The following is a 10,225-nucleotide window of genomic DNA, read 5'->3' as shown; positions in this document are numbered from 1 at the left end:
CGGTCGGCTCACTTGCTCTGGCTGAGGCTGTTCTTGATGCCCTCGTCGAACTCCTCGGCGTTCTTCTTGATGCTGTTGAACATCTCGGAGAAGTCCTGGATGCCCTTCACCGCCGCCTTCAGGCTGGTGTCGAACTGGTTGTAGGTGTTCCGGATCACGTCACTGGACTGCTTGAACACCATGCCGTCGTCGACCAGGGTGTTGACCCGGGTGCGAAGGTTCTCGATCGTCGGCACGATCTGGTCGTGGGCGGTCGTCATCACGTTGACGACCTCGAGGATCTTGCCGTACTCGAGGTTGATGCCGTCGTAGGCCATGGGACTGGACTCGCTTTCTCGGGGTGTCAGATCTTGTTGGGAACGTGTGCGCCAGGCGGTCCGGGCCGGGGATTCTGGTTCGAGCCGCCGCCGCCGTCGTCATCGGAGTCGTTCGGGTCGTCGCTGCCGGCGGTCAAGACCCAGTCGGGCGCGTCGCCCTGGCTGTCCTTCGGGCCGCGCGTGTAGTTGCTCCAGGAGCCGTCGCTGTTGCGGGTGTACATGGTCCCGCTGCCGTCGGAGTTCAGGTACGTCTCGTTGTGCACCGTGGTGCCGTCGGGGTAGGTGCTGTCGGTGACGATGGTGTTGGTGTTGTTCGTGCTGCTGTAGCTGGTGACCGTCTTGTACACCTTGCCGTCGTACTTGACGGTCGTTTCTTCCCCGGTCACGTTGCCGTTCTGGTCCAAGGTCAGGTGCGTGTGGACGCAGCCGCGGTCGGTGGTGATCACCTGGTCCAGCGGCGGTGGACCGGGATCGGTCGCACTGCAGAAGTCGGGCAACTTGCCGTCCGGGCCGGGTTTGCAGTCGTCCTTGTGGTTCTGGCGGTAGTCCCAGGCGGCCTTGTCCCGCCGCCAGTTGTCCAGGCCGAGGTTCTGCCCGGTGATGCCCATCCCCTGCGCGATCTCGGCGTCGAACTGGAGGAACGCCTCGCCCACCGAGCCGAACGAGTTGCCCAGGGCGATCAACCCGTCGTGCGCCCGGCCGAGCGTGCCTTTGGCCTCGTCGTGCAGGTTGGTGACGGCGTAGCCGACGTCGGAGCTGCCCAGCAGATTGGTCGCGTCCTCGGTGGACGCCAGCCGGCTGAACAGGCTGTCGTCGAGCAGTGGCTTGATGTCGCCCGCGAGTTCGTGCAGGTCCGCTTTGGCGTCGTTGAGGATGTTGTAGTCGATCCGGAGCTTGTCGGGCACACGGCCTCCCGCTGATGGTCGGTTCCGGCTGACCACGTACGGCGGTGTGCCCAGGTTCACCGATGGCCGGAATACGCCAGGTACTGAACCTGGCGGCGGGCTCGCACGTGGTCAGCCGGAGGGACACCACGGCGAGAGGGGACGACGGCATGCCACGCCCTGGCGACTGGGATGCGATCGGCCTGCCGGCTGACCCCACGCCCGGCGATCCGGAGACGATCACCCAGCTCGCCGACATCTTCCAGCATCTGGGCAGCAAGGCGCGGGAGATCTACAACGCGATCGAGACCGTGATGAACACGACCGACGACAGCGTGTTCGCCGGCGCCACCGCGGACGCGCTGCGCGCCAAGGTGGACAACCGGCTCCGCGGTCATGTCGAGGACGTGGCCTGGGCGTTCGAGACGTCCGCGCAGGCGCTGCGCGACTGGCATTCCGTGGTGGTCGAGCAGCAGAGCAAGGCCGATGCGGCGCTCAACGTCGGCCGCGGCCTGGCCGAGGACGATCCCGAACGGCAACGGCAGGCCGACCTCGCCAAGCAGGCCGGCGAATACCAGGCCGAGCAGGGGCAGTCCGTCGCCGGGCGGATCCGCACGGTCTCGCACATCTCGCTGCCGATCTCGGGCTGCCAGGTCTTCTGGGAGGCGTTCCAGTGGCTGGCGATCATCCTGATCATCCCGGCGCTGGTATTTGGCGGCCCGATCGCGCTGCTCGCGCTCGGCGTGAACCTCGCCCTCTTCCTGAAGACCGCGGTCGACTTCGCCAACGGGGACGCCGGGTTCCTCGACCTGTTCCTGGCCGGGCTCGGGCTGATCGCGCCGACCACCAAGGCGCTGCCGATCTTCAGCATCCTCAAGGGCATCGGCAAGGCCGTCCTCACCGGTGCGAAGGGACTGCTCCAGGGCATCAAGCAGGTCTTCACCAGGGACTTCCTGTTCACCCGGCTCCTGCCCGGGTTGTCGCACCTGCCGATCGTCGCCTCGGTCGCGATCCGGGACACCGGTCTGTTCGTGGTGTCCGGGCTCAGGCACGTTGTGGGTTTCGCCGGTGGTCTGCTTCGATCGCCAGTGCAGTTCACCCTCGGTGTACTGCGGGGGGCGTACAACGCCAACGTGGGGATGGTGCGGGCGATCTCCAACGGATTCGCCTTCGCCGGGAGCAAGACCTGGGCCGGCATCCAGACGGGCTGGGCGTTCGCGCGACAGGAGCTGGGCGGGACCCGCTTCCTGCGGTTGATCCTGCCGGTGGACGCCGGTGAGATCCGGGCCTTCGGGTTCTGGGGTGCGCTGAAGATCGGCGTGGTCAACCGGGGTCTGTTCGGTCAGCATGTGTTCGGGGCGCCGCTCGCCGGAGCGGTCGGCCGCGGGATCAGTGCGGCCCCGGTGACCCCGCCCGCACTGCACACCGGGCTCGACGGGATCGGCGCGCTGTCGCAGGTGGTCAGCAACCCGCCGGCGATGGATCTCGGCGCGATCCGGATCGGAACGGACCTGACGTCGCTGCCCGGGCACGGGTTCCACGCGGCCAAGGCGGTCGACGGTCTCGACGGGATCAGGCTCGGTGATTTGGTCAACGTGCGCTCCGGCGACCTCGGGATGAGCGTTGCCGGTACGACGTCCGTCACCGCCTCCGGACTCCATCTTCCGGCCACCGCAGGTACGGCGGCACCGGTGACCCACGGGGCGGCGGTGACCTCGGGACTCGCCGCAGTACCCAATCCTGGTGTGCACGGAACGGCCACGAGTATCGGCGATCTCCTCGCGCCGGCCGTCCGGGGCAACAACCCAGCGCTCGGCCTGCCGCCGTCGATCGGCAGCCGCATCGGCGAAGGCACCACCCACGCGCTGGTCGTGAACCAGCTTCGCCTCAACCTCGACGACCTGGTGACCATTCCGCCTGCCCAGCACCTGTCGGTCGGTCAGGGCATCCAGCCCCCCAGCGTCGACCGGGTGAGCGCCGCGCTGCAGCTGGTCGACAACACCAAACCGGCTGGGCGGGTCGGCTCGGCGGACGGCATTCCCCCTTCCGCGTCGTACGGCGAGAAGGTGGCGGTGCGGCCGATCGCGGTCGACGGACCGGGAACGGCCGGGAAGAACCTGCCCGCGCCGGTGCGGAGCGAGGTGCCGTTGAGCGGAATTCCCGATCGGCCGGATGTGTATGTGCGGATCGAGAAGCAGGGCAGCCTGGTCAGCCATCAGCTGTTCAACGGTGGACCGCACGGGCGGATCGAGCCGCTGCCTGGCGGACAGCTTCGCTTCACCGACACGGCATCCGGGCAGACGTTCCGATTCGATGCTAACGGCAACTTGGTCGACCAGGGTACCCGGTTCATGAAGCCCGAGGGGGCGAAGGCCGGTCAGTGGGACGCCGATCTCGCCGCCCGGGCGGGCGTGTTCCGGCGGCCTGGCGACTCCGATCTGGCCGTGCAGGCCCGGATGGCCGACTGGGAACGGATCCAGCGGGCTCAGCAACACGTCGACGCCACCAGGCTGCGGCTGGACAGCCTGGCCGGTCGACCCGACAGCTCGTCGGCCGGACATCCACTCGACCAAGTACGCCTCGAGCTCGGTGCGGCCGAACGAACTCTGCGCGACCTGAAGGGCACCTTCGGCGCCACTCATGGCCTGGATCCCGACGGCATCGGTCGCAACCTCGACGAGCTGGTGGTTGCTTCGATCAACGAGCGTCCCCGTGCGGTGGGCGGTGTGAAGGCGGCAGCGGCGGGTCCGGAGATTCGCGTGCTGCCCCTGTCGGGCATCCCGGACCACCCCGGCATCCGGGTGCGGATCGAGGGCACCGGCGGCAACGTGACCCATCACCTCGTCGGCGGCGGTGCGCAGAGCAGGCTCGAGGTGCTGGCGGGCGGCAACCTGCGGATCACCGACGTGACGAGCGGACGAACGTTCCACTTCAACCCGAACGGCGCACCGCTGAGCCAGGGCACGCGGCTCGGCGGTGCCCCAGGGCAGGTGGACCGCGTGGTCGTGCACCAACCAGGTGGCGCTTTCGTCCTGACCGATCTTGCCGGACAGAGTGTCCCCGGGGTGACGGTCCGCCGGACCGGACCCGGCGGGTTCCGGATCATCCAGGAGGACGGTGTCAGCCGGCAGTTCGGCCCGGCCGGCTCCTTCCAGGTCGAGTCGCTGTCACTTGCCGATGGCAACCAGATCCGCGGCCAGTGGTTCGTCGAGGACGGTCCGGCCGGCCAGCGGATCGTCGACAACGACGGCGTACCTCGACCCGGCGTGACGGCCCGGCGGTTGGGGGACGGACGGGTCCTGGTCGTGGATGCAACCGGCGGCGCCTGGTACTTGCGTGATGGGATGCAGGACGTCACCGCTGCCCGGGCCGGCGTCAGCCTGCGTTTGACCGAGCCTGGTGGGAACGTCAGGACGTTCGACCTCGACGGCAACCCGACCGTCGGCATCAGGTCCCAGACAGTCGCGTCGTTCGATGGCTATGTGGCCCGGTTGGACAACGGCGGCCTGCGGTGGTCCAGCGATACGGGTCAACTCGCGGTGCATCATCGGATCACGCCGACGAATACCGGCGGGGTGCGGATCGAGGTCGACCTGCCGGGTGCCGCGCGGCATGGCGAGTTCCACGAGTTCGACGCCACCGGGAAGCTGGCGCGGCAGGGGTTCCCGGTGGTGGGGAACGGACGGGCGACGACGTACGACTATGTGGTCGACCATCTCAGCGGCACCTGGTCACGAGTGAACAGGGTCGACAACAGCATCGGTGACGGGGCCTTCCACCACGGGAAGGTGGACCTGGCCGGGATCGGGAACGGCCGGATCCGGTTGCTCAGTTCGACCGGGAAGCCGGTGGAGGTGTTCGAGCGGCGGTGGTTGCCGGATGGACTTGTGCTCGACAGTTTCCGCACGACCGACACGCTCGGGTTCGGCAAGGTCAACCGCAGTACGACGTGGGCGTCGTACGACCAGAACAGCAATCTGACCGGCTGGGGGACGCGGCACTTCGACACCACCGGCTCCGGTTGGCGTGATGTCGATCAGTCCTGGCGGACGATCCGCGAGTACCGCGGCGGCCTGCAGAAGTACCACTCGTCGACCGGTCACGTGCTCGCGATCAAACAGGACGACGGCTGGAAGTGGTTCCGGTACGACGACCACGCGGCACTCGTCGCACAGGGCGATCGCACGCTCGAGCGGATCGGTGACGGCTGGACCGACACCATCACCCGGCGGATCAACGGCCAGGACGTCACCGACGTCGCACAGCAGAAGTGGGGAGCCTGGCACCTCCCGGAGAACGCGGGCCAGTACCAAGAGTTCACGCTCACGCGGGCCGCCGACGGTTCAGTGGATCGGCCGGGTACCTGGACGCAGCACGCGCGCCAGGGCAAGGAGTCCGGCAGCGGGACGAAGGTTGGGACCGAGTTGCTCACGGTCACCCGGCAGGGCGAGCAGCGGCCGCCCGTCTGGGTCCGGGAGAGTCCGCTGCTCGACAACCCGCGCCCAACCGGCATCGCCGCACATCTCGCCGACGACAACCGCTTCCAGATCTTTCACTGGGAGCACGGCCGGCAGCAGAACGGCATCAGGTACACCGCGATGGACGGCGGCTTCGTGGATGTCAATCGGCACGGCGACTTCGTCCGATCGTCCAGCACGCTGTCCGACGGGACCAAGCTCAAGGTCGGAGGCGACACCAGAGTTCCGCAGGCGACGCATCCGAACGGCGGCATTCCCTGGGAAGCCGGGGGTGACAGCGGATGGCGCCTCGTGACCGGAGAGACCTGGAGGGACGTCAAGCAGGTCAACGGCACCTGGGAGGTGATCCGGGAGAGCCGCCCGGGTGGTGTCGTGCGGGAGTACCACGACGTGGCGATCCGGACGCTCTGGACCGAACGCGACGCGCACGGCAACCTGACCGGCTTGTCGACCAGGCAACTCGAACGACCAGGCGCCTTCTTCGTCCAGGCGATGGGATCGGCGGACTCCGCCCGCTGGACCTGGCGCTTGGTGGACAAGGACGGGATCCCGGTCGCCGGTCGTGGCGGTCAGCGGCAGTTCTTCCGTGGCTCGACCGACGATGCACTGTCCTGGGACGACTCGTTCCGCGACTTCGATGCTGGGGGCAACCTGGTCCGAGACCGCCGGATGCTCGACGGCGGCCGGTACGTCGAGTCGTGGCAGACGCCCGTCGGCTGGAAGTCCGGCGAATTCGACAAGCTCGGGCAGCGGGTTGCTGGTTCGGTCGACCTTGATCGGTTGTGGAGCACGGGCGACGGAGTATGGCACCGCGACTGGGAAAGTGGCGCGGTATACAGCCGGGACCAGTTGCCACCGACCGGTGCACTCGGTGCTCAGGTGGTGCGCGAGACGCCGACGCATCTTGACGGCGGCCCGCTCCGGATCCGCGAGTATCACCTGGACAACGGCGTCACGCAGTACGGCAGGTGGAAGGAGTTCGACCACGGGACCGTGGTGCGGCAGCGGCAGCCGTCCGGGCCGAACTACCTGGAGACCGACGCGTGGCGTGGGCAGTGGAAGCTGTACGACCAACACGGCAACCTGCTCGGCGAACGGGCTGACAACGGTCTGGTGTTCGAGATGCGGAACGGAAAGCTGCACCTCACCGGCAACGAGTACGACTTCCGCGGGCCGCTGACCGAGCTGCGCGGCTGGGGGCGGCGGGTTCGCGAGGCGCAGCGGATGCCGTGGCTGACCGGGTCGGACTGGACAATGCGCGGCAGCACGCTCACGCCGTACGGCAACGCGGTCCGGGAGGCGCGGTACGCCCCGGCCTGGAAGGTCATCGGGCAGAAGGCGATGCTCGAGTTCGCCCAGGAGTTCGTCCTCGAGTTCACCGCGAACCTGATCGTCAATGCGATCGTCGCGGCCGCGCAGAACAAGCCGTTCAGCGGGAACGACGCACTGAAGGCACTGATGAACGCCGGTGTCACCTCGACTATCAAGACCGGCGTCGGCTCCGTGCTCGGCGACACCAAACTCGGTGGCGAGTTGCGGAACCTCAAGCTCGGGATGGCCAACCTCGACACCGGCAAGCACTGGAACCGCCGGCCGATGAATCACGACAAGTTCTGGGGCAACGAGTGGGGCGGCAACGAGTCGGCGACCCGCTGGCGTGGCGGCGTGTACGACTTCGGCTTCAACCTCGGCCCGTCGGTGCTGTCCGGATTCGTCAACGGCACGATGAACGCGGCGATCTTCGGTGTGTCGAACGCGGACGGCACCACGGTCAAGCTGAGCGGCGGGGCGGCCGCCGGTGACGGCGGCATCAACGCGCTCGCGTCGTTGACCACCGGTGTCAGTACGGCGCTGGTGAAGAATGTGGCGCTGGGCTTCGGCGGGTCGCGGTTCTTCCACCGGCAGGGATTCGGCGACTTCTGGCTGCAGCTCCCGTTCCGGGTGTTCGAGAAGTCGATCCAGAGCGTGTTCCTGACCAGCGCGTACCGCGCCTCGATCAACCCGCCCTGGTTCCAAGTGCCGCCGGGCTTCGTCCCGCACGAGTCAGGCCTGGTTGTGCCGGCCGGATCGGAAGGAACACTGTGACGACTCGAGTGGTGGCGCCGAAGGGGCGGGGGACGTTCCGCCGGATCACCGACGCGGTCCGGGCCGCCGGTCCCGGCGACGTCGTACTCATTGCCCCTGGCAGCTATACCGAGTCGGTCGTGCTGGACCGGTCGGTCGCGGTGACGGCCGAGCACGGTCCCGGCAGCGTGACGATCACCGGTACGCCGGGCAGCGCCGTACTGACCGTGGACGGGTTGGAGTGCACGCTTCGGGGCCTGGTCCTGCGGGGATCCGGGGACGGGCCGGCCGTGCAGATCTCGTCCGGGGCCGGCGTACTGGTCGAGGACTGCACCATCGGCGGCGGCCGAGTCCATGCCCGAGGCAACGAGCAGTCCGGTTCGGATCTCGCCGGGTACGGGACCACGACGGTCGTCCTCCGCCGGTCCCGGATCGAGGACACCCGGCTGGCCGCGCTCCACCTGTCCGGCCGGGTCCGGGCCCAGGCCGAGGACACGGTCATCGCGAACATCGACGGTATCGGGGCAGTGCTGTCCGGAGCCGCATCCCTTGAGGCGACCAGGCTGCGGCTGGAGAACACGGTCGGCTACGGCATCCGGCTGCGGGGCAGCAGCCGCCTGCGGCTCGTGGATTCCGTCGTACGGCGCACCGGGATGGCCGGCGTACTCCTGGAGGACGCTGCGGCTGGTGCGATGGAGGAGTTGCGAGTGGACGCCGCCGGCGCTGCCGCGATCCATGCCGCCGGATCGGCGAAGGCGGAGTTGACGGACTGCCGGCTGCAGAACGCTGTCGCGAGTGGTCTCGTGGTGCAGGACGAGGCCGAGGTGGTCGCTCGCGGCTGTGCGATCGCGGACGTCGGCGCGAACGGGGTGCTGGTCTCCGGATCCGCCGCGGTGACGCTGACCGACAGCCGCATCGACCGGTCGGCGTACAGCGCGGTGCATCTGACCGGGACGGCGACGAGTGACCTGGCCGACTGCTTGATCCGTGGTGGTTCCGAGCACGGCATTCACGTGACCGGTGAAGCCAAGGTGGAGTTGAAGGCGTGCGGCATCGTCGAGCCGGGGATGTCCGGGCTGTCCGTGGTCGACAGTGCTGCGGCTTCCGCGGACGGCTGCTGGATCACCGGCGGTACGACGGGGATCGATCTGAGCTCAGGCACCGGCACCGCCCGGCTCGCCTCGATGCGCGTCAGTCGTACGTCGGCCGCTGGGATCGTGATCGGCACGGGCGCTACGGCCGAGATCGACAGTACGACGATCGCACACTGCGAGGGGTCCGGCCTGGTGGTGTGGTCCGGAGCCGGCCCGACCGTGCGCGGGCTGCGAATCGAGCAGGTGGCGAAGAACGGTATCTACCTCGGCGAGCAAAGCGCCGGGGTGTTCAGTGATTGCGATGTCGTGGCAACGAAGTACCCCGCTCTGCATCTGAGCAAGGCCTCCGCACCAGCGTTCCGGCACATGCGCATCCGTGACTGCGCTGAGCCGGTCGGCCAGGAGGACGGAGCGAGCCCGGTGTTCGAGGACTGCACGGTCGACGGCCTGGCGATGGTGCCCCAGACGCCGGTCGTCGCCACCAGTGGTGCGCCGGCGCCGGTCGAGCCCCTTGCCGAGAGCATGCCTCCCGAGGATGAGACGCTGGCGGATGTGCTGGCCGAACTCAAGGAGCAGGTCGGTCTGGAGCGGGTGAAGCGCGATGTCCAGTCGATGGTCAAGCTGATGCAGGCGGTCCGGATGCGGCAGGAGGCTGGATTACCGGCGCCACCGCTCAGCCGGCACCTCGTCTTCGCCGGCAATCCCGGCACGGGGAAGACCACCGTGGCCCGGCTGTACGGCCGCGTGCTCAAGGCGCTCGGCCTGCTCCGCCGCGGTCATCTGATCGAGGTGGACCGGACCGCACTCGTCGGCGAGTACGTCGGCCACACCGGCCCGAAGACGACCGCCGCCGTCAACCAGGCGCTGGGCGGCGTGCTCTTCATCGACGAGGCCTACTCGCTGGCGCCGGCCGGCATCGGCAACGACTTCGGTGCGGAGGCGATCGCGACGCTGGTGAAGCTGATGGAGGACCACCGCGACGATCTCGTCGTGATCGTGGCCGGTTACGTCGACGACATGTCCCGGTTCGTCGGCTCCAACCCCGGCCTGTCGTCCCGCTTCACCCGGACGCTGCTGTTCGACGACTACAGCCCGGCCGAACTGGTCGCGATCGTCGAACACCAGGCTCGCGAGCACCAGTACGACGTCACCACCGACGCTCGGACTGCGTTGACCGGGCTGTTCGAGCAGTTGCCCCGCGGCGACGGCTTCGGCAACGGCCGCTCCGCCCGCCAGGTCTTCCAGGCCATGACCGAACGCCAGGCCCACCGCCTCGCCGAGCTCACCGCCCCGACGCCAGCCCAACTCGTCGCTCTCGAGGCTGCGGATCTCCCGGCCGATTGACGAACTGGTCTGACCTCTTGCCCCGGTTGCCCGGCGTCCCGACT

4 protein-coding genes are annotated in these 10,225 nt (G+C 68.4%); 2 read left to right on the top strand and 2 right to left on the bottom strand.

Annotation, left to right across the window (positions count from 1 at the left end; genetic code table 11):
• Positions 1 to 8: 8 nt before the first annotated feature.
• Both V9K99_RS02815 and V9K99_RS02810 read right to left on the bottom strand, forming a co-directional pair.
• The gene (locus V9K99_RS02815) at positions 9 to 317 is read right to left on the bottom strand and encodes a hypothetical protein (protein ID WP_337007603.1); all 309 of its coding nucleotides are present in this window, start codon (positions 315 to 317) and stop codon (positions 9 to 11) included.
• 26 nt (positions 318 to 343) lie between these two features.
• A complete protein-coding gene (locus tag V9K99_RS02810) occupies positions 344 to 1,222 on the bottom strand; it encodes a hypothetical protein (RefSeq protein WP_337007602.1) in 879 nt (292 codons plus the stop codon).
• 62 nt (positions 1,223 to 1,284) lie between these two features.
• On the opposite strand from V9K99_RS02810, the gene V9K99_RS02805 reads away from it, so the two are divergent.
• Both V9K99_RS02805 and V9K99_RS02800 read left to right on the top strand, forming a co-directional pair.
• Complete coding sequence (locus tag V9K99_RS02805) at positions 1,285 to 7,764, top strand: hypothetical protein (protein WP_337007601.1); 6,480 nt, start codon at positions 1,285 to 1,287, stop codon at positions 7,762 to 7,764.
• Complete coding sequence (locus tag V9K99_RS02800) at positions 7,761 to 10,181, top strand: right-handed parallel beta-helix repeat-containing protein (protein ID WP_337007600.1); 2,421 nt, start codon at positions 7,761 to 7,763, stop codon at positions 10,179 to 10,181. The genes V9K99_RS02805 and V9K99_RS02800 overlap by 4 nt, the downstream gene beginning before the upstream one ends.
• Positions 10,182 to 10,225: the final 44 nt, after the last annotated feature.

This window comes from Kribbella sp. CCNWLW201 (assembly GCF_037203805.1).
GTDB lineage: Bacteria > Actinomycetota > Actinomycetes > Propionibacteriales > Kribbellaceae > Kribbella.
This window is presented reverse-complemented; position numbering and strand designations above follow the sequence as displayed.